At 73.4% G+C, this 17,717-nt stretch carries 18 protein-coding genes; 6 read left to right on the top strand and 12 right to left on the bottom strand.

Annotation, left to right across the window (positions count from 1 at the left end):
* Window positions 1-2 precede the first annotated feature (2 nt).
* From ACGFMM_RS20635 to ACGFMM_RS20625, 3 genes are all read right to left on the bottom strand, one after another.
* Complete coding sequence (locus ACGFMM_RS20635) at window positions 3-1,484, bottom strand: membrane-associated oxidoreductase (protein WP_393647809.1); 1,482 nt, start codon at window positions 1,482-1,484, stop codon at window positions 3-5.
* A gap of 95 nt (window positions 1,485-1,579) precedes the next feature.
* Window positions 1,580-3,121 (bottom strand): MFS transporter, encoded by a 1,542-nt coding sequence (locus ACGFMM_RS20630; RefSeq protein ID WP_393647808.1) that lies wholly within the window; start codon window positions 3,119-3,121, stop codon window positions 1,580-1,582.
* The gene (locus ACGFMM_RS20625) at window positions 3,118-3,669 is read right to left on the bottom strand and encodes a TetR/AcrR family transcriptional regulator (protein ID WP_393647807.1); all 552 of its coding nucleotides are present in this window, start codon (window positions 3,667-3,669) and stop codon (window positions 3,118-3,120) included. Before ACGFMM_RS20625 ends, ACGFMM_RS20630 begins: the two co-directional genes overlap by 4 nt.
* Before the next feature lie 84 nt (window positions 3,670-3,753).
* Between ACGFMM_RS20625 and ACGFMM_RS20620 the strand changes: the two genes are divergently transcribed.
* Window positions 3,754-4,278 (top strand): HAD domain-containing protein, encoded by a 525-nt coding sequence (locus tag ACGFMM_RS20620; RefSeq protein WP_393647806.1) that lies wholly within the window; start codon window positions 3,754-3,756, stop codon window positions 4,276-4,278.
* Window positions 4,279-4,309: 31 nt separating this feature from the next.
* Here the strand turns inward: ACGFMM_RS20620 and argH are convergent, their stop codons facing one another.
* Window positions 4,310-5,737: an argininosuccinate lyase gene (gene argH, locus ACGFMM_RS20615; RefSeq protein ID WP_393647805.1), complete on the bottom strand. Its 1,428-nt coding sequence runs from the start codon at window positions 5,735-5,737 to the stop codon at window positions 4,310-4,312.
* A 195-nt stretch (window positions 5,738-5,932) separates the two neighbouring features.
* Between argH and ACGFMM_RS20610 the strand changes: the two genes are divergently transcribed.
* Genes ACGFMM_RS20610 through ACGFMM_RS20595 form a run of 4 tightly spaced genes read left to right on the top strand, consistent with a single transcriptional unit; the run spans window position 5,933 to window position 9,911 of the window.
* On the top strand, window positions 5,933-7,318 hold the full coding sequence (locus tag ACGFMM_RS20610; RefSeq protein WP_393647804.1) for a hypothetical protein: 1,386 nt from the start codon (window positions 5,933-5,935) through the stop codon (window positions 7,316-7,318).
* Entirely contained in the window at window positions 7,315-8,538 is a 1,224-nt protein-coding gene (locus ACGFMM_RS20605) for a hypothetical protein (protein ID WP_393647803.1), read from the top strand. Before ACGFMM_RS20610 ends, ACGFMM_RS20605 begins: the two co-directional genes overlap by 4 nt.
* A 39-nt stretch (window positions 8,539-8,577) precedes the next feature.
* Window positions 8,578-9,174 carry a pyridoxamine 5'-phosphate oxidase family protein gene (locus ACGFMM_RS20600; protein ID WP_393647802.1) on the top strand — a complete coding sequence of 199 codons (597 nt, stop codon included), beginning with the start codon at window positions 8,578-8,580 and terminating at the stop codon, window positions 9,172-9,174.
* A gap of 38 nt (window positions 9,175-9,212) precedes the next feature.
* Window positions 9,213-9,911: a L,D-transpeptidase gene (locus ACGFMM_RS20595; RefSeq protein WP_393647801.1), complete on the top strand. Its 699-nt coding sequence runs from the start codon at window positions 9,213-9,215 to the stop codon at window positions 9,909-9,911.
* Window positions 9,912-9,935: 24 nt separating this feature from the next.
* On the opposite strand, the gene ACGFMM_RS20590 is transcribed toward ACGFMM_RS20595, so the two are convergent.
* The 5 genes from ACGFMM_RS20590 to argC are packed head-to-tail and all read right to left on the bottom strand — an operon-like array spanning window position 9,936 to window position 14,802.
* On the bottom strand, window positions 9,936-10,499 hold the full coding sequence (locus ACGFMM_RS20590; protein ID WP_393647800.1) for an arginine repressor: 564 nt from the start codon (window positions 10,497-10,499) through the stop codon (window positions 9,936-9,938).
* A 7-nt stretch (window positions 10,500-10,506) separates the two neighbouring features.
* Window positions 10,507-11,709 (bottom strand): acetylornithine transaminase, encoded by a 1,203-nt coding sequence (locus ACGFMM_RS20585; protein WP_393647799.1) that lies wholly within the window; start codon window positions 11,707-11,709, stop codon window positions 10,507-10,509.
* Window positions 11,706-12,611 (bottom strand): acetylglutamate kinase, encoded by a 906-nt coding sequence (gene argB, locus ACGFMM_RS20580; RefSeq protein ID WP_393647798.1) that lies wholly within the window; start codon window positions 12,609-12,611, stop codon window positions 11,706-11,708. The genes ACGFMM_RS20585 and argB overlap by 4 nt, the downstream gene beginning before the upstream one ends.
* Entirely contained in the window at window positions 12,608-13,777 is a 1,170-nt protein-coding gene (gene argJ / locus ACGFMM_RS20575) for a bifunctional glutamate N-acetyltransferase/amino-acid acetyltransferase ArgJ (protein ID WP_393647797.1), read from the bottom strand. Before argJ ends, argB begins: the two co-directional genes overlap by 4 nt.
* Complete coding sequence (gene argC, locus ACGFMM_RS20570; protein ID WP_393647796.1) at window positions 13,774-14,802, bottom strand: N-acetyl-gamma-glutamyl-phosphate reductase; 1,029 nt, start codon at window positions 14,800-14,802, stop codon at window positions 13,774-13,776. The genes argJ and argC overlap by 4 nt, the downstream gene beginning before the upstream one ends.
* Before the next feature lie 150 nt (window positions 14,803-14,952).
* On the opposite strand from argC, the gene ACGFMM_RS20565 reads away from it, so the two are divergent.
* Window positions 14,953-15,351, top strand: coding sequence for a VOC family protein (locus ACGFMM_RS20565; protein WP_393647795.1), 399 nt, complete (start codon window positions 14,953-14,955; stop codon window positions 15,349-15,351).
* Here the strand turns inward: ACGFMM_RS20565 and ACGFMM_RS20560 are convergent.
* From ACGFMM_RS20560 to ACGFMM_RS20550, 3 genes are all read right to left on the bottom strand, one after another.
* Window positions 15,348-16,505 (bottom strand): methyltransferase, encoded by a 1,158-nt coding sequence (locus ACGFMM_RS20560; RefSeq protein ID WP_393647794.1) that lies wholly within the window; start codon window positions 16,503-16,505, stop codon window positions 15,348-15,350. The two genes, ACGFMM_RS20565 and ACGFMM_RS20560, sit on opposite strands and share 4 nt — an antisense overlap.
* 33 nt (window positions 16,506-16,538) lie before the next feature.
* A complete protein-coding gene (locus ACGFMM_RS20555; protein ID WP_393647793.1) occupies window positions 16,539-17,150 on the bottom strand; it encodes a histidine phosphatase family protein in 612 nt (203 codons plus the stop codon).
* Between the two features lie 69 nt (window positions 17,151-17,219).
* Complete coding sequence (locus tag ACGFMM_RS20550; RefSeq protein ID WP_393647874.1) at window positions 17,220-17,684, bottom strand: GNAT family N-acetyltransferase; 465 nt, start codon at window positions 17,682-17,684, stop codon at window positions 17,220-17,222.
* Window positions 17,685-17,717 lie beyond the last annotated feature (33 nt).

Raw genomic sequence — 17,717 nt, 5'->3', positions numbered from 1 at the left:
CGCTACTGGCGGCTGAGGGCGCGCGTGATGCCCGCCGCGATGGTGGTCGCCAGCGTCCAGCCGGTGACGACCAGCAGGTAGGAGAGCCACTGCTGGGCCCCGCTCGGCGCGTAGGCCGCCTCCTGGCCGAAGCCGATGATCGGCAGCAGCAGGTCGAGGGTGTAGAAGACCGGGTTGAAGTCCGGCGCCTCGCCCGCCTTGAGCGGCCGGGGATGATCGAAGGCGAAGGCCAGGGACCCGGTCAGGAGCAGCGCGGCCAGCCAGCCGGCCGCCCGCATGGGCCGGAATCCGTAGCCCACGGTCGCGTCCTGGAGCAGGCCCCAGACGCGGGCGTGGCGGGGCAGGGTGCGCCGGTGGCGACGGAGCTTGGCCAGCAGGACGGTGCGCACGGCCGCCTCGTCGCCGGCCGTGCGGTAGGCCGCGGCCAGTTGTTCGTACGCGAAGGGCGTGTAGCCGGGCTCGTCGCGCTCCAGGGCGGGAAGCCGCTCCGCCGCGGGCAGGAGGGGGCCGAGGCCGCGATAGGTCAGACCGTCGATGCGGACCTGGTCCGGCCAGACCTCGGGAGCTACGAAGAGCAGGTCGCACTGGGTGCGGCGGAGGTTGACCGAGCCCTGGATGGGCGGGCAGTCGCGCAGCCATATCTCGCCGACGGTGCAGCTGCTGGCGCGCAGAGCGGTGCCGCCGGGGTTGGCGAGCCGGGCGTAGGCGAGGTTGAGCTGGCCGGGTATGCGCGCGCCGGTGAGGTTGACCCGGCCGGTGACGCGTATCCGCATGGCGCGCAGGTCGGTGCCGACCGCCAGGGTCTCGGCGTGCAGGGCCGTGCCGTCGGGGCAGTTGAGCTCGGCGTCGTCGAGCATCACCTGCCCGCCGGCGGTGGTGGCGTTCAGCAGGACGCGGCCGTGGGTGACCATCCGCTTGGCGCGGACGTCGGTGCCGATCGTGGCGTGGTTCAGCAGCAGGACCGGCGCGTCGGGGTCGTCGGGGTCGAGGGACGCCGGGGTGCCGATGACGGCGTCGTTGAGGAAGACCCCGTTCGCGACCTGGGCGCCGGACAGCTTCAGCGGGCCGGTGATCCGGCAGCCGGACAGCCGCAGCGACACGTCGACGCGGAGGTTCGACGCCTCCAGGCCCGGGAGCACCGAGTCGCGCAGGACGAGCGCCCGTATCCGGGCCGCGTAGAAGTCGGGGCTCTCGTCGAAGTGGCAGCCCCGCAGGCGCACCGGGTGGTCGACGTCCCCGTACTTGAGGCGGAGCACGCCGGTGACGCGGGCGCCGGCGACCTTCAGGCCGGGGGTCGCGCCCTCGTGGGCCGGTCCGTCGAGGAGCAGGGCGCGCAGGACCTCGGCGCGCACGGTGCGCTCGGGACCCCAGGACGCTCCGGTCCCGGGGTCCTCGTCGGGGTGCTCCCGGAAGTCGACGCCCTCGTCGCGCGGGAACGCCTCCCAGATGCGGCGTTCGGCCGGCGTCAGGTCGTTGATCTCCATTGCGGGGATCGTTTCGCGCGTCCGTTCGCCCTGTCAATCCGGTGCCGACCGGCTCTCCCTGACTCGGAGTCAGTGCGTCGAGCACTGCCTCGGCGTCAGTGCTCGACGCCGTCCGCCAGCTTCTGGCCCTTCAGCAGGAACCAGGCCGCCACCGCGGTCGCCAGGAGGACGGCGGCGCCGATGCCGGCGGCGATGCGCAGGCCGTCGACGAAGGCCTCCTGGGCCGAGGCGACCAGCGCCGCGCCCGTCTCCGGCGCAAGTCCGGCGGACGCCTCGACCGCGCCGCCGAGCGAGTCGTGGGCGGCCGCGGCCGCGCCTTCCGGGACGCCGGCCGGGGTGGCGAAGCCCCGGTACACGCCGGTGACGATCGAGCCGAGCAGCGCGATGCCGAGCGCGGCGCCCAGCTCGTACGCGGTCTCGGAGACCGCGGAGGCCGAGCCGGCCTGCTCCTTGGGCACGCCGGACAGGATCACGTCGGCGGTCACCGTGAACGCGAACCCCGCGCCGACGCCCACGACGAGCAGGGCGGCGCCGAGCAGCGGGTAGCCGCTGTGGCTGTCCAGGGTGGTCAGCACGGCCAGCGACAGACCGACCGCGGCGAGTCCGCCGGCCACCACGGACCGCACCGAGTAGCGGCGGGCGGCAGAGCCGGCGATCAGACCGGCCGTCACCGCGCCGACGGCGGCCGGTAGTTCGGCCAGTCCGGCCTCCAACGGCTGTCGTCCCTGGACCAGTTGCAGGAACTGGGACAGGAAGAAGATCAGTCCGGACAGGCCGAGAATGGTCAGCAGATCGGCGACGACGGCGGCGGAGAAACCGCGGTTGCGGAACAGCCGCATGTCGAGCAGTGGCGCCGGCAGGGTGAGCTGGCGGCGGACGAACCAGGTCAGCGCGCCCGCGCCGGCGAGCGCGGCGACGGCCACGTCGAGCGTGGGGCCGTGCGCGGCGATCTCCTTGATCGCGTACACCACGCCGATCATGCCGATGAGGGACAGGCCGACGCTGGGCAGGTCCCAGGGGCCCGGGTTCGGGTTCTTCGACTCGGGGATCAGCTTGTAGCCGACGACCACGAGGATCGCCATCACGGGCAGGTTGATCAGGAAGACCGAGCCCCACCAGAAGTGCTCCAGCAGGAAGCCGCCGACGACCGGACCCACGGCCGCGCCGGCCGAGGCCATCGCGCCCCAGATGCCGACGGCGAGGCTGCGCTCGCGCGGGTCGTGGAACAGGTTGCGGATCAGCGCGAGGGTGGACGGCATCAGGGTCGCGCCGGCCACGCCGAGCAGGGCGCGGGCCGCGATCATCAGCTCCGGGCTGGTGGCGTAGGCGGTCAGCACCGAGACGGCGCCGAACGCGACGGCACCGGTGAGCAGGAGCTTCTTGCGGCCGATGCGGTCGCCGAGGCTGCCCATGGAGACCAGCAGACCGGCGATGACGAAGGAGTAGACGTCGCCGATCCACAGCAGCTGGCTGCCCGACGGCTTCAGGTCCTCGGAGAGGAACGGCGTCGCGAGGCCCAGCACGGTGGCGTCGACGGCCACCAGGAGCACGGCCAGGACGAGGACGGCGAGGGCGAGCCAGCGACCTGGCCGGCGGCTCGCCTCGGTATGCCTCTGGTACTGGTCGGTGACGGTCACTTTTCCACGCTCCTGCGCGCTCCGCCGAGCATCAGCTCGGCGATCATGTATTGGTAGTCTTTGGCGGCGACCCGGCCGTCCATCACGGCCCACGCCCCGCTCCCGATGAGCCCGTAGAAGGCCTCGGTGAGCCAAGCGGGCGTCAGATCGATCCGGAAGACGCCCTGTTCCTGGCCGCGCCGGAACAGCGCGGAGACGCGGGCGTCGAGCGCGGCCCAGCCCTCGTGCTGCTCCTCCCCCTCGAACAGCTGGTTCTCGGTGACGAGGAACGACAGCAGCGGGGCGACCGGCTCCACTCCGGCGACGAGCCGGCGCAGGGCCTCGTCCGCGGGACCTTCGTCGAGGGCCGCGCCGTCGATGGCGGCGGCCATCTCCTCGAGGGCCAGCTCCTCCAGCGCGCGGATCAGCGCGTCACGCCCGGCGAAGAGCCGGTGCAGCGTGGCGCGGCCGATGCCGGCGGCCCGGGCGACGTCGTCCAGGGTGGCGGTCGCTTTGAGGCTGAGCGTGGCGGCGGCGGAGCGGAGTACCTGGGTGCGGTCGACGGCCATGAGACAACCATACACCGAATGAGACGTGAATGTCTCATAGGAAATAGTGACGCCTCACGGAGGCGGGAACGGAATGCTGTGTACATGACGAAGAGTGCGAGCGCGAAGCCCCTGCTGCTGATCGACGTCGACGGACCGCTCAATCCGTACGCGGCACAGGCCCAGCGGCGGCCGGAGGGGTACACCACGCACCGGATGCGGCCGTCCGGCTGGTTCGAGACCAAGCCGCTGCGGGTGTGGCTCAACCCCGGCCACGGGGCGGAGCTGCGGACGCTCGCCGAGCGGTACGAGCTGGTCTGGGCGACGACCTGGAAGGGCGAGGCGAACGACTGGATCGCGCCTCATCTCGGGCTCCCCGAGCTGCCGTTCATCGACTGGCCCAAGATGCACGGAGCCGCCCCGCGCGGGACGTTCTGGAAGACCCAGTACATCCTGGAGTACGCGGCGGGTCGGCCGTTCGCCTGGGTGGACGACGACATCACGTCGTACGACCACGAGTACGTGGAGCAGAACCACCTCGCCGCCGCCCTGCTGCTGCACATCGACCCCCGGTTCGGACTGCTCCGGCCGGACTTCGACGCGCTCGCGGACTGGGCGGCGGCGCTGTGACGTGATGAGGGGACGGGGGTGGGGGCGGGGACTAGTTCTTGGCGTCCGCCCAGGCGTGCTGGATGACCAGGTCGGCCTTGACCTCGACGAGCTGGGCGGCGACGGCGGAGGGCGCGGTGCCGCCCCGGCCGTTGCGGGAGGCGAGCGCGCCGGGGACGTTCAGGACGGAACGCACCTCGGGGGTCAGGTGCTCGGAGATCTTCGCGAACTGCGCGTCCGTCAGCCCGTCGAGCTCCTTGCCCTCCGCCTCGGCGACCTTGACGCACTCGCCGGCCACCTCGTGCGCGACGCGGAACGGCACGCCCTGCTTGACCAGCCATTCGGCGATGTCGGTGGCGAGCGAGAAGCCGGCCGGGGCCAGCTCCTCCATGCGCTCCCGGTTGACGGTGAGGGTGGCCATCATGCCGGTGAAGGCCGGCAGCAGGACCTCCAGCTGGTCGCAGGAGTCGAAGACCGGCTCCTTGTCCTCCTGCAGGTCCCGGTTGTAGGCCAGCGGCAGGGCCTTGAGCGTGGCCATGAGACCGCTCAGATTGCCGATGAGCCGGCCGGACTTGCCGCGGGCGAGCTCGGCGATGTCCGGGTTCTTCTTCTGCGGCATGATCGACGAGCCGGTGGAGAAGGCGTCGTGCAGGGTCACGAAGGAGAACTCCTTCGTGTTCCAGATGATGATCTCCTCGGCGATCCGGGAGAGGTTGACCCCGATCATCGCGGTGATGAAGGCGAACTCGGCGACGAAGTCGCGCGAGGCCGTGCCGTCGATGGAGTTGCCGGCCGAACCGCGCTCGAAGCCGAGGTCCTTGGCGACGGCCTCCGGGTCGAGGCCGAGCGAGGAGCCGGCGAGGGCGCCGGAGCCGTACGGGGAGACCGCGGTCCGGGTGTCCCACTGGCGCAGCCGCTCGGCGTCCCGGGACAGGGACTGCACGTGGGCGAGCACATGGTGGGCGAAGAGCACGGGCTGGGCGTGCTGGAGGTGGGTACGGCCGGGCATGGCGACGTCCGGGTGGGCCTCGGCGAGGCCCACGAGGGCGTCCTGGAGGTCGGCGATCAGGCCGCCGATGATGCGGGCGTGGTCCCGCAGGTACATCCGGAACAGCGTGGCGACCTGGTCGTTCCGCGACCGCCCGGCGCGCAGCTTGCCGCCGAGGTCGGGCCCGAGCCGCTCGAGGAGGCCGCGCTCCAGGGCGGTGTGCACGTCCTCGTCGGCGATGGTGCCCACGAACTCGCCGGAGGTCACGTCGGCCTCCAGCCGGTCGAGCCCGTCCAGCATCCGCGCCAGCTCGTCCTCGGTGAGCAGCCCCGCCTTGTGCAGCACGCGCGCGTGGGCGCGGGAGCCGGCGATGTCGTACGGCGCGAGGCGCCAGTCGAAGTGGACCGAGGCGGAGAGTTTCGCGAGAGCCTCGGCCGGCCCGTCGGCGAACCGGCCGCCCCAGAGCCGGACGTCACCGTGGTTGCTGCTCACTGCTGGTTGCTCCTCTTGGCTGCGGACGTCGACGACAAGCGTCATTGCATGAGTATGCATTGCTCTGCATGATTCGTCAATTTCGGAGGGTGGGTGCGGCGGAAAATCCCAGGTGGGACGGCCGACCGCGCCGCTACAGTCCGGGCGGGCCGCGGACGGGGTGCGGCCGGTGGGCCGGAGAGAGGAGACGTCGCCATGCGACACGAGGTGAATGAACCGTCCGAGGGCCTGGCACCGCCGGTCCTGTCGGACCCGCCCGCGGTCTGGGTCCGGTACGACCGGGAGGTCCGGGCGGAGGGCCGGGCGGCTGTGCCCGGCGGGATCGGCGCGGCCCTGTGCTCCGCCTCCCGGGCGGAGCGGGATGCGGCGCTGCGGCAGGCCGCGACGCTTCCACGCGACGAACTGGCCCTGGTGCTGCCCCTGGTCGCGGTGCGGTGCGCGGACTGGGTGCAGCCCGTACGGGCGCGGGCCCGGGAGCTGTTGCGGGACGCAGTGCGCGGGCCGCTGCCCACCGGGGCACTGGCCGCCACCGCCGCCGTGGTGCTGGCCGTGGCGAGGCGGCGGGAGGGGGACGGGGCCCACGCGTTGCTGGTGGAGGCGTTCTCCGACGCACGCGTGCGGGAGGTGCTGCTCACCGCGCCCGATCCGGTCACCCGGCGCTTCGCCCACCGGGCGGCGCTGGACGGCGGTCTCCTGCCGGCCGGGCGGGCCGCGCGGGCGGCGGCGGTCGACCGCGACCGGCTGGTACGCGGCATGTGCCTGGCGGCGGTGGCCGACGTCCCGGGAGCCGACCCGGCCGACCTCGCCGTCCTGCCGGCCTCCAAGTGGCCCGAGACCCGGGCCGCGGCGGTCGCCGCGCTCACCGACGCGGAGCCGTACCTCGCCGACCGGTCCGGGGCGGTGCGGGCCGCCGCCCGCGACGTCGTACGCGCCTCCGGCGGGCAGCCCGCCGACCTGTGCCGCGGGCAATGCGCGGACGCGGCCCGGTGGCCGTACGCGCCCGTCGGGCTCGCCGAGTGCGCGGAGCGCACGGACGGGGACCACGCGCTGCTCGGGGAGTTGACGGCCCATCCGGTGGCCCGCGTCCGCGCCTCGGCGGTGGCCGGGCTGCGCGTACTGGACCCCAAGGGCTGGCGCGCGGTGCTGCCGCTGCTCGACGACCCGTCGGCGGCCGTCGTCCGGGAGGTGACTCGCTCACTCGCCGAGCACGCGTCTCGCGTGCCGGACGACGAACTGCTGGCCCGAATAGCGCCGGAACGACCGTACCGGCAGCGGGCCGCGGCCCTGCGCCTGCTGTCGCTCGGCTACGGCTCCGGTCGGCTGCTCGGGTTGATGCGGATGCAGGAGGATCCGGATCCGAGGCTGCGTGCCCGGGCGGCGCTCGCGGCGTCCCGCAAGACGTACACCGCCTCGAGCAGCACGCCCGAGGCGGCCGTCGAACTGCTGGAACTGCTTGACCGGCACCCCGACGTGCTCCGCACCTGGGACCGCTCATTCGTCCGCGAGGTCCTCCTGCGGGTGCTGGACCGGGCGAAATCCGCAGGCGACCCCGACCCCGCGCCCCCTACCCTCCCCGCATGACACCTGAGGCGGGGATGCGGGAGAGGGCGGTACGGCGGCTGGCGCGGGGGTTGCCGGTGCACCGGGTGATCGACATGACGCGCCCCGGCGCGTGGACGGACCTGGACGAGGACGTACGCCGCGCGCACCGCCACGGCACGCCCGCGCCGAGCCGGTGGCCGACCCTGCTCGCCCTCGTCACCGGTGCCCGCGTCGGCGAGGCCCGTCTCGCCGCCGCCCTGTGCGCCCCCGACGGCCGGGTCCGCGAGGCCGCGCTCGGCCGGGCCGCGACCGTGCCCGCGCTCCTGCCGCTGGTCGCGATCCGGACGGCGGACTGGGTCGGGCCGGTGCGCGAGCGGGCCTGCGCCGTGCTGGCCGCCGCGCTGCCCGGGTCCGGACCGGAGACGTTGTCCGTGACGGCCCCGGTGATCCTCCGTATAGCGGACCGGATGCGGGGCGGCGAGGCCGCCCGGCTCCTGGACGAGACCCTCGGCCGCTGCCCCGAGTCCACCGTCACCGCCCTGACCTACCACCGCGACCGGCCCACACGGCGGCTCGCCCGGTGGGCCGCGATGGCCCGGAACGTCTACGGGCCGCGGGAACTCGCCACGCTCGCCGCCTACGACCCGGACATCGTCGTCCAGGACCGGGCCGCCGCCGCGGCCGTCGCCGCGGACGCCCCGGACGAGACGCTCCCCGTGCTCCTGGTGGCACGCAGCGGCCGGGTGCGGGCGGCCGGTGTCACCGGGCTGCGCCGGGCCGGACGGAGCCGGGAGGCGGAGCCCTTCCTGTACGACCGCTCCGCGATGGTGCGGGCCTGCGCCCGCTGGGTGCTCCGGCAGGAGGGCACGGACCCGCTGTCGCTCTACCGCGCCGCCTGCGCCGACCCGTCGGGCATGCCCGACCGGGCGCCGCTGGGCCTCGCGGAGTGCGGTGAGCGGTCCGTCGACGTGCCGGTGCTCTGGGAACTGACCGGGCACGGCAGCCCGTTGGCGCGCGCGTCCGCCGTCGCTGGGCTCCGTCTCTTCGACATCGCCGACCGGGACCGGCTGATGCCCCTGCTCGCCGACCCCGCGCCCGGGGTCGTACGCGAGACGGCGCTGGCCCTGCGCCCGTGGGCCGGCTGGTTGCCGGAGGCCGAACTCCTGGCCCTGGCCGGGGCGGAGCGGCCCCGCCACGTCCGCGTGCGGGCGCGGCAGTTGCTCGCGGCGGCGGGGCGGGCCGTCCCGGAGCGCGGATGAGGACGTGGCCGGCGCCCCCGGCACGCCGATAATGACTCCATGGGGAAAACATATGAACGAATCGACGGACGACTTCGCGCCTTCATCGAGGCCCAGCCCGTGTTCTTCACGGCCACGGCCCCGTTGGACGGCGAGGGCACGGTCAACATCTCGCCCAAAGGACTGACCGGTTCGTTCGCGGTCATCGACGAACACACCGTCGCCTACCTGGACTTCGCCGGGTCCACTGCCGAGACCGTCGCGCATCTGCGGGAGAACGGGCGGATCTCGCTCATGTGGTGCGCCTTCCAGGGGCCGCCGAACATCGTGCGGGTGCACGGGAAGGGCGAGGCGGTGTTCCGGGACGACGAGCGGTGGGAGGAACTGCTCGGGCACTTCCCGGACATCGACGTCACCCTGCACGGGCTGAGGGCCGTCATCGTCGTGACCGCCGAGGTCGTCCGCGACAGCTGCGGGTACGGGGTGCCGTTCATGTCGTACGACGAGGACCGCGACCTGCACGGGAGGCGGTTCGCGCGGGAGGACGACGAGTCGCTCAGCGCGTACTTCGCGAAGAAGGACCACATCGCGACGAGCATGGACGGGCTGCCCGGGCTGCCGCTCCCGCTGCCGCCGCTCCCCCGGCCGGCCCAGTAGCCGTGGCGGCGGGGTCACGGCGGGTCTAGCTTCGCGCCATGCGCCTGCTGCTCGCCGCCCTCGCCTCGCTCGCCGCTCTCGTCGCCGCGTCTCCCGCCGGCCCGCTGCCCACCGGTCCGTTGCCCGCCCGCATGGCCGACACCGGGGGCGGTACGCAGCTGATCACCGCCGAGGCCCCGGCGCTCGGCTCCACCACCGGGACCGTCACCTGGTGGGACCGGCGCGGCGGGCGGTGGACGGCGGCCGGGTCCGCGCCCGCGCGGTTCGGGGCGAACGGGCTCGCCGACGGGGCGACCCGCCGGCAGGGGACGAGTACCACCCCGACCGGGCTGTACGGGCTCCCGTACGCCTTCGGCATCAAGGCCCGGCCGGCCACCGCGTACCCGTACGTGCCCGTCACCGAGCGGTCCTGGTGGTGCCAGGACAACGCGTCGCGCGCCTACAACCGCTGGGTGGAGGGGCTGCCCGCCGACTGCCGGGCCGCCGAGGCCGAGCATCTCGTCTCGTACGAGGCTCAGTACGCGCACGCGCTGGTCGTCGCGTTCAACTACGACCGGCCCGTGCGCGGCCGCGGCGCCGGGATCTTCCTGCACGTCAACGGCCGGGGGGCGACGGCCGGTTGCGTGTCCGTGCCGGCCGACGCGATGCGCCGGATCCTGGAATGGGCGGATCCGGCCCGCCGTCCGCACATCGCCGTCGGGACGCGGGGCGGCCCGACGGCGATCACGCGGTACTAGCGGTACTGGCGGTACTGGCAGGTACTAGCGGTCGTTCTGCGCCAGCCGCAGCAGGTGGTCGGCCAGGGCCTGGCCGCCCACCGGGTCGCGGGAGATGAGCAGCAGCGTGTCGTCGCCCGCGATCGTGCCGAGGATGTCGTGCAGTTCGGCCTGGTCGATGGCCGAGGCGAGGAACTGGGCCGCGCCGGGCGGGGTGCGCAGCACCACCAGGTTGGCCGACGCCTCCGCGGAGATCAGCAGCTCGCCGGAGAGCCGCCGCATCCGCTCCTCCTTGGCGGACTCGCCGAGCGGCGCCTGCGGGGTGCGGAAGCCGCCCTCGCTGGGGACCGCGTAGATCAGCTCGCCGCCGGTGTTGCGGATCTTCACCGCGCCGAGCTCGTCGAGGTCCCGGGAGAGCGTCGCCTGGGTGACGCTCAGCCCGTCGTCGGCGAGGAGCCTGGCGAGCTGGCTCTGCGAGCGCACCGGCTGCCGGTTGAGGATGTCGACGATCCTGCGGTGGCGTGCGGTGCGGGTCTGCGGAACGGACGGCCCTGCCCCGGGGTCCCCCTTGGCGGACCCGTCGTGCTCGGTGTCCTGCGCCTCGGTCATCGTCGTCTCATTTCTCGGCTTCCTGCCCTTCCCCGTGCACCGCTTCCAGGACGCCCGCGAACACCTCCAGGAAGGCGTCCGCCTCCGCGTCCCCGATGGTCAGCGGCGGCATGATCCGTACGACATCGGGTGCGGGCGCGTTCACCAGGAGGCCGGCGTCCTGGGCCGCCTGCTGCACCTGGGGTGCGAGGGGCCCGGTGAGCACGATACCCAGCAGAAGGCCCGCGCCACGGACGTGGGAGACCAACGGATGGCCGAGACCCTCGATTCCGTCGCGCAGCTTCTCCCCGATCCGCTTGACCTGGTCGAGCGCGCCGTCCTGGGCCAGGGTCTCGACGACGGCGAGACCGGCGGCGCAGGCGACCGGGTTGCCGCCGAAGGTGGTGCCGTGGTGGCCGGGCTCGAACAGCTCGGCCGCCGGCCCGAAGGCGACGGTCGCGCCGAGCGGCAGCCCGCCGCCGAGGCCCTTGGCGAGCGTGACGATGTCCGGGTCGACGCCGTCGTGGGCCTGGTGCTCGAACCAGGTGCCGCAGCGGCCGATTCCGGTCTGCACCTCGTCGAGGACCAGCAGCGTGCCGGTGGCGCGGGTGATCTCCCGGGCCGCCCGCAGGTAGCCGACGGGCGGGACGACCACGCCGTACTCGCCCTGGACCGGCTCGATGATCACGAACGCGGTGTCCTCGGTGACGGCGGCCCGCAGGGCCTCGACGTCGCCGAAGGGGACGTGGGTGACGTCGCCGGGCAGCGGCAGGAACGGGGTCTGCTTGCCGGGCTGGCCGGTGAGCGCCAGCGCGCCCATGGTGCGGCCGTGGAAGGCGTTGGCCGTGGCGACCATGTGCCGCCGACCGGTCAGCCGGCCGAGCTTGAACGCGGCCTCGTTGGCCTCGGCGCCGGAGTTGCAGAAGAACACCTTGCCGGGGCGGCCGAAGAGCTGGAGCAGCCGCTCGGCGAGCGCGACGGGCGGTTCGGCGACGTACAGGTTGGAGACATGGCCGAGGGAGGCGATCTGCCGGGACACGGCGTCGACGACGGCCGGGTGGCCGTGGCCGAGGGCGTTGACCGCGATGCCGCCGACGAAGTCGAGGTACTCCGTGCCGTCGGCGTCCCAGACCTTGGCGCCCTCGCCGCGGACCAGCGGGAGGCGGGGGGTGCCGTAGTTGTTCATCAGCGCGCCCTGCCACCGCTGGGTCAGGTCCTGGTTGGCGGTCATGCGTCCCCCTTTCCGTCCGGCACGACCATCGTGCCGATGCCCTCGTCGGTGAAGATCTCCAACAGGATCGAGTGCGGGACCCGGCCGTCGATCACGCGGGCCGTGCGGACCCCGTTCCGTACGGCGTGCAGGCAGCCCTCCATCTTGGGGACCATGCCGCTGGAGAGCTCGGGCAGCAGCTTCTCCAGCTGGCTCGCGGTGAGCCGGCTGATGACCTCGTCGCTGTTCGGCCAGTCCTCGTACAGGCCCTCGACGTCGGTCAGCACCATCAGCGTCTCCGCGCCCAGCGCCGCGGCGAGTGCCGCAGCCGCCGTATCGGCATTGACGTTGTAGACATGTCCGTCGTCCTCGGAACGGGCGATGGAGGAGACCACCGGGATCCGGCCGTCCTCCAGGAGCGCCCGGATGGCGCCGGTGTCGAGCGCGGTGATCTCGCCGACCCGGCCGATGTCGACCTGCTCGCCCTCGATGACCGGCTGGTGCTTGGTGGCGGTGATGGTGTGCGCGTCCTCGCCGGTGAGACCGACGGCGAGCGGGCCGTGCTGGTTGAGCAGGCCGACCAGCTGGCGCTGGACCTGGCCGGCGAGCACCATCCGTACGACGTCCATGGCGTCCTCGGTGGTGACGCGCAGGCCGGCCTTGAACTCGCTGACGATGCCGTGCTTGTCGAGCGCGGCGCTGATCTGCGGGCCGCCGCCGTGCACGACGACCGGCTTGAGGCCGGCGTGCCGCAGGAAGACGACGTCCTGCGCGAAGGCGGCCTTGAGGTCCTCGTCGATCATGGCGTTGCCGCCGAACTTGATGACGATCGTCTTGCCGTGGTGGCGGGTCAGCCAGGGCAGCGCCTCGATGAGGATCTGCGCCTTGGGCAGGGCCTTGTGCTTGCGGGTGCTGTTGCTCATGACGAGTACGCGCTGTTCTCGTGGACGTAGTCGGCGGTGAGGTCGTTGGTCCAGATCACCGCGGACTCGGTGCCGGCGGCGAGGTCGGCGGTGACGGTGACCTCCCGGTAGCGCATGTCGACCAGCTCGCGGTCCTCGCCGACGGAGCCGTTCCTGCAGACCCAGACGCCGTTGATGGCGACGTTCAGCCGGTCCGGCTCGAAGGCGGCGCCCGTGGTGCCGATGGCGGAGAGCACCCGGCCCCAGTTGGGGTCCTCGCCGTGGATGGCGCACTTGAGGAGGTTGTTCCGGGCGATGGAGCGGCCGACCTCGACGGCGTCGCCCTCCGTGGCCGCGTTGATCACCTCGATCCGGATGTCCTTGCTGGCGCCCTCGGCGTCGCCGATGAGCTGGCGGCCGAGGTCGTCGCAGACCTGCCGGACGGCCTCGGCGAACGCGTCCTGCGCCGGGGTGACGCCGGAGGCGCCGGAGGCGAGCAGCAGGACGGTGTCGTTGGTGGACATGCAGCCGTCGGAGTCGACCCGGTCGAAGGTGACCCGGGTGGCGTCGCGCAGGGCGGAGTCCAGGGCCTTGGCGTCGAGGTCGGCGTCGGTGGTGAGGACGACGAGCATGGTGGCGAGTCCGGGGGCGAGCATGCCCGCGCCCTTGGCCATGCCGCCGACGGTCCAGCCTCCCCCGGACTCCGTCCGGGGGGAGGTCACGACGGCCGTCTTGTGGACGGTGTCGGTGGTCTTGATGGCGATGGCGGCCTTCTCGCCGCCGTGCTCGGAGAGTTCGGCCGCGGCCTTCTCGACGCCGGGGATCAGCTTGTCCATGGGGAGCAGGATGCCGATGAGGCCGGTGGACGCGACGGCGACCTCGCCGGCGCCGATGCCGAGGACGTCGGCGACCTTCTCGGCGGTGGCGTGGGTGTCCTGGAAGCCCTTCGGGCCGGTGCAGGCGTTGGCGCCGCCGGAGTTGAGGACGACGGCGGTCAGCTCGCCGTCGGCCAGGACCTGCTGGGACCACAGGACGGGGGCCGCCTTGACGCGGTTGGAGGTGAACACTCCCGCGGCGGCGCGGCGCGGCCCGGTGTTGACCACGAGGGCCAGGTCCGGGTTGCCGTTCTGCTTGATTCCGGCGGCGATGCCCGCCGCCGTGAATCCCTTCGCTGCGGTGACGCTCACGGTGCCACTCCGATCGTGGAAAGTCCGGTGTCCTCGGGGAGGCCGAGGGCGATGTTCATGCTCTGCACCGCGCCGCCGGCGGTGCCCTTGGTCAGGTTGTCGATGGCGCTGATCGCGATGATCCTGTTCGCCTCTTCGTCGTACGCGACCTGGATCTGGACCGCGTTGGAGCCGTACACGGCCGCGGTGGCCGGCCACTGGCCCTCGGGGAGCAGGCGGACGAACGGCTCGTCGGCGTACGCCTTCTCGTACGCGGCGCGGACCGACTCCGCGGTGACGCCGGGCTTCGCGTACGCGGAGCAGGTGGCGAGGATGCCGCGGGGCATCGGGGCGAGGGTCGGGGTGAAGGAGACGCCCACCCGGGCGCCGGCGACGGCGCTCAGGTTCTGGATCATCTCGGGGGTGTGGCGGTGGCCGCCGCCGACGCCGTACGGGGTCATGTTGCCCATGACCTCGGCGCCGAGCAGGTGCGGCTTGAGGGCCTTGCCGGCGCCGGAGGTGCCGCTGGCGGCGACGATCACGGCGTCGGGCTCGGCGAGGCCGTCCGCGTACGCCGGGAAGAGCGCGAGCGAGACGGCGGTGGGGTAGCAACCGGGCACCGCGATGCGCTTGGACCCCTCCAGCGCGGCGCGGGCGCCCGGCAGTTCGGGGAGCCCGTAGGGCCAGGTGCCGGCGTGCTCGGATCCGTAGTAGCGGTCCCAGTCGGCGGCGTTCTGCAGCCGGAAGTCGGCGCCCATGTCGACGACGAGGACGTCCGGGCCGAGCTGCTCGGCGACGGCGGCGGACTGCCCATGGGGCAGGGCGAGGAACACGACCTCGTGCCCCGCGAGCACGTCGGCGGTCGTCGGCTCCAGAATCCGGTCGGCGAGCGGCGCCAGATGGGGCTGGAGCCCGCCGAGCGACTGACCGGCGTTGGAGTGGCCGGTCAGGGCGCCGATCTCGATGTGCGGGTGTGAGATGAGCAGGCGCAGGAGTTCCCCACCCGCGTATCCGCTCGCACCCGCCACTGCTGCTCGTACCGTCATCGAACCCTCCTCCTGGATGGCATGACTATACGCAGCGCAGCAGATCTATGCAAAGAACTTTGCTCGCGGCCCCGCTCAGGGCGTGGGACTCAGGAGGGTGGGGCCGAGGAAGGCCGCGCGACGCCCGGAGCCCCGGTTACCCTGCGCTTCATGATCGACAAGAACACGCACATACGCGTCGCCCGCCCCTCGCGCGACCTCGCCGCCGCCGAGCGCTTCTACGTCGACGGGCTCGGGCTCGTCGTGCAGTGGAGGTCCGCCAAGGACGCCCCCGGCGAGCACGATCTGCTCATGGTCGGACCGGCCGACGGCGGCTGGCACTTCGAGCTCACGCACGACCCCGACCGGCCGATCGACCCGACGCCGACGGTCGACGACCTGTTCGTGGTCTACCTCGGCGCGCCCGTCACGGACGAGCAGGTGGCGCGGCTGGTCGCGGCGGGCGGGGAGCGCGTGGCGGCGCACAACCCGTACTGGGACGAGTACGGCGTGACCGTCGCCGACCCCGACGGGTACCGGCTGGTGCTCTGCTCCCGTACCTGGGGCTAGGCGCGCTTCACCGCTCGCAGGACCACGAACTTCGGGTCGCTCGCGACGAGCTCGCAGTTGCCGAAGATGCGGCGCAGCGTCGCGTGGTAGCCGAGGTGGCGGTTGCCGACCACCCACAGCTCGCCGCCGGGGCGCAGGATCCGCCGCGCGCCGGAGAACATCCGGCGGGCGGTGCGGTCGGTGGTGGCCTGGTGGCTGTGGAAGGGCGGGTTGTTCAGGACCAGGTCCACGGAGCCGGCCGGCAGCTCCGCCACGCCGTCGCCGACCAGGAACTCGGCCTTCCGGCCGGGCGCGGCGTTGGCCTCGAAGGTCGCCTCCGCGGAGGCGACCGCCTGGTACGACTCGTCGGTGAAGACCAGCTCGGCCTCCGGCTCGCGCAGCGCGACCGCCAGGCCGACGACACCGTTGCCGCAGCCGAGGTCGACGACCCGCGAGCGGCCGAGGTCCTCGGGCAGGTGCTTCAGGAAGAAGCGGGTGCCGATGTCGAGGCGGTCGGCGCAGAAGACGCCGGCGTGGTTGGTGACGGTGCGGCCGGCCACCCCGCCGGCCGCGTCGGCGGGCAGCTCGTACCGGTACGGCCAGGGGTTCGCGCCCGGCCGGAGGCCCGGGTCGGGCGTGGTGTGGATCAGCCGGGCCTTCCTGACCGCGAGCGAGGTGCGGGTGGGGCCGAGAATCCGCTCGAAGAGCGTGAGGGTGGAGGTGTGGATCTCCTTCACCATCCCCGTGCCCACGACCACCGTGCCCTCGTGGACGGCCGGCGCCAGCCGGTGCAGCTGGTCCTCCAGGAGGGCCAGGCTCTTCGGCACCCGGACGAGGAGGACGTCGACGCGGTCGGGCGGGGGGTCCTGCGTCGTCAGGAGGCGGACCGCTCCCCGGCCGGCTGCCGCACGGGCCAGGTTCGCGTGCGTCGCCTGCCGGCCCAGGTGCGAGTCGGTGATCTGGACGAGCTCCCCGGCGGCCCCGGCGAGGACGGTGGTCAGCGCGCCCCAGCGGTCGCCGACGACGGCCACCGTGCCGGACAGGTCCTGGCCGCTCTCGTGCAGGTGCCGCAGCAGGTACTCGTCGGACGCGTCCCAGGCGCGCAGGGTGTCGCGCGGGTCCTCGGGGAAGCGGGTGAGCTCGAACTCGCCCCATGACGTGGTCAAACGGTTCATCGTGCCTCCCAGGCTAGCCGGTCGGCACGGGCCTCACGGGCCCGGTGTGTACGGGCGCGCCAGCGGCGCCGGACGGCCCGCCGCCTCCAGCTGGAGGTGCCACCGTCCCGGCCGGCCGGTCAGGGCGACCGTCGACAGCGGCCGGACGTCCACGTTCCAGTACGTCGCGGGCGGGGCCTTGAGCGCGTAGACGAAGGCCGCGCGGATCACGGACGGCTCCGCGACCGCCACGATCGCGCCGTCGTCGGCGGGCCGGGTGTCGAGCCAGCCGCCGATCCGGGTGATGAAGGCGAGCAGCGGCTCGCCGCCGTGCGGGGCGCTGCGGGGGTCGGCGAGCCAGGCGTCGACGGCGGCCGGCTCCAGCGCGGCCACCTCCGCGAGGGTCAGCCCGCGCCAGCGGCCCATGTCGCATTCGCGCAGCGCGGGCTGGGCGAGCGGCGCGTATCCGAGCGCCTCGCCCGTGGCGCGGCTGCGGGGCGTCGGCGAGCAGTAGCGCAGGTCGGCCGCGCCCAGCGGGACCAGCGCCTCGGCGGCGCACTGCACCTCGTACCAGCCCGCGGCGTCCAGCGGGCGGTCGTCGTCGAAGCGTTCGGCGAGCAGGGAGGAGCTGCGCGCCGCTGCGACCAGCGTGACCCGGAGTCCCATGGGCGCGATCGTGAGGCCGCGGCCCCCGTAGGTCAAGAGTTCGACGCGAGTGGAGGCGGATGGAGGTCGTCAGCGCAGGACGGCGGCCATCCACAGGTCCGGGTTCTCAAGCGGTGCGAAGCCGACCTTCTCGTACACACCGTGGGCGTCCTCGGTGGCGAGCAGGACGCGGCGCACGCCGTACGGGACCAGGTGGTCGCGGACGGCCGTCACCAGCGCGGTGCCGAGTCCGGTGCCGCGGGCCGGGCGGTCGACGTAGACGTCGCAGAGCCAGGCGAAGGTGGCCCGGTCGGTGATGACCCGGGCGTACGCGGCGAGCTCGCCGGTCTCGCGGTGGTACGCGCCGAAGTTGAGGGAGCCGTCGACGGCGCGGTCCTGGTCGGCCCGGGAGCGGCCGAGCGCCCAGTAGGCGTCGGTGGAGAGCCAGTGGTGGATACGAGCCCGGTCAAGGCGGGCGGGGTCGGTGGAGATCTCGTACGCGCCGTGCACGGCGAGGGCGCCGGCGACCGCTCCGGGGTCCGTGCCGTTGTCCATGCCCTCGCCCGTGTCCGTTCCGATGCCGTTGTT

This window comes from Streptomyces sp. NPDC048604 (assembly GCF_043199435.1).
In the GTDB taxonomy this organism is placed as follows: Bacteria; Actinomycetota; Actinomycetes; order Streptomycetales; family Streptomycetaceae; genus Streptomyces.
The sequence above is the reverse complement of the archived record's forward strand: the minus strand, read 5'-3'. Positions and strand labels throughout refer to the sequence as shown.

Bases quoted from the DNA above. Each gene is read 5' to 3' on its own strand.
- ACGFMM_RS20595 (WP_393647801.1), top strand. From the start codon at position 9,213: ATGCGCCTGCTGCTCGCCGCCCTCGCCTCGCTCGCCGCTCTCGTCGCC.
- ACGFMM_RS20635 (WP_393647809.1), bottom strand. From the start codon at position 1,484: ATGGAGATCAACGACCTGACGCCGGCCGAACGCCGCATCTGGGAGGCG.
- ACGFMM_RS20560 (WP_393647794.1), bottom strand. From the start codon at position 16,505: ATGAACCGTTTGACCACGTCATGGGGCGAGTTCGAGCTCACCCGCTTC.
- ACGFMM_RS20555 (WP_393647793.1), bottom strand. From the start codon at position 17,150: ATGGGACTCCGGGTCACGCTGGTCGCAGCGGCGCGCAGCTCCTCCCTG.
- ACGFMM_RS20590 (WP_393647800.1), bottom strand. From the start codon at position 10,499: ATGACCGAGGCGCAGGACACCGAGCACGACGGGTCCGCCAAGGGGGAC.
- argB (WP_393647798.1), bottom strand. From the start codon at position 12,611: ATGAGCAACAGCACCCGCAAGCACAAGGCCCTGCCCAAGGCGCAGATC.
- ACGFMM_RS20550 (WP_393647874.1), bottom strand. From the start codon at position 17,684: ATGGACAACGGCACGGACCCCGGAGCGGTCGCCGGCGCCCTCGCCGTG.
- ACGFMM_RS20600 (WP_393647802.1), top strand. From the start codon at position 8,578: ATGGGGAAAACATATGAACGAATCGACGGACGACTTCGCGCCTTCATC.
- ACGFMM_RS20625 (WP_393647807.1), bottom strand. From the start codon at position 3,669: ATGGCCGTCGACCGCACCCAGGTACTCCGCTCCGCCGCCGCCACGCTC.
- argC (WP_393647796.1), bottom strand. From the start codon at position 14,802: ATGACGGTACGAGCAGCAGTGGCGGGTGCGAGCGGATACGCGGGTGGG.
- ACGFMM_RS20610 (WP_393647804.1), top strand. From the start codon at position 5,933: ATGCGACACGAGGTGAATGAACCGTCCGAGGGCCTGGCACCGCCGGTC.
- ACGFMM_RS20605 (WP_393647803.1), top strand. From the start codon at position 7,315: ATGACACCTGAGGCGGGGATGCGGGAGAGGGCGGTACGGCGGCTGGCG.
- ACGFMM_RS20620 (WP_393647806.1), top strand. From the start codon at position 3,754: ATGACGAAGAGTGCGAGCGCGAAGCCCCTGCTGCTGATCGACGTCGAC.
- ACGFMM_RS20565 (WP_393647795.1), top strand. From the start codon at position 14,953: ATGATCGACAAGAACACGCACATACGCGTCGCCCGCCCCTCGCGCGAC.
- ACGFMM_RS20585 (WP_393647799.1), bottom strand. From the start codon at position 11,709: ATGACCGCCAACCAGGACCTGACCCAGCGGTGGCAGGGCGCGCTGATG.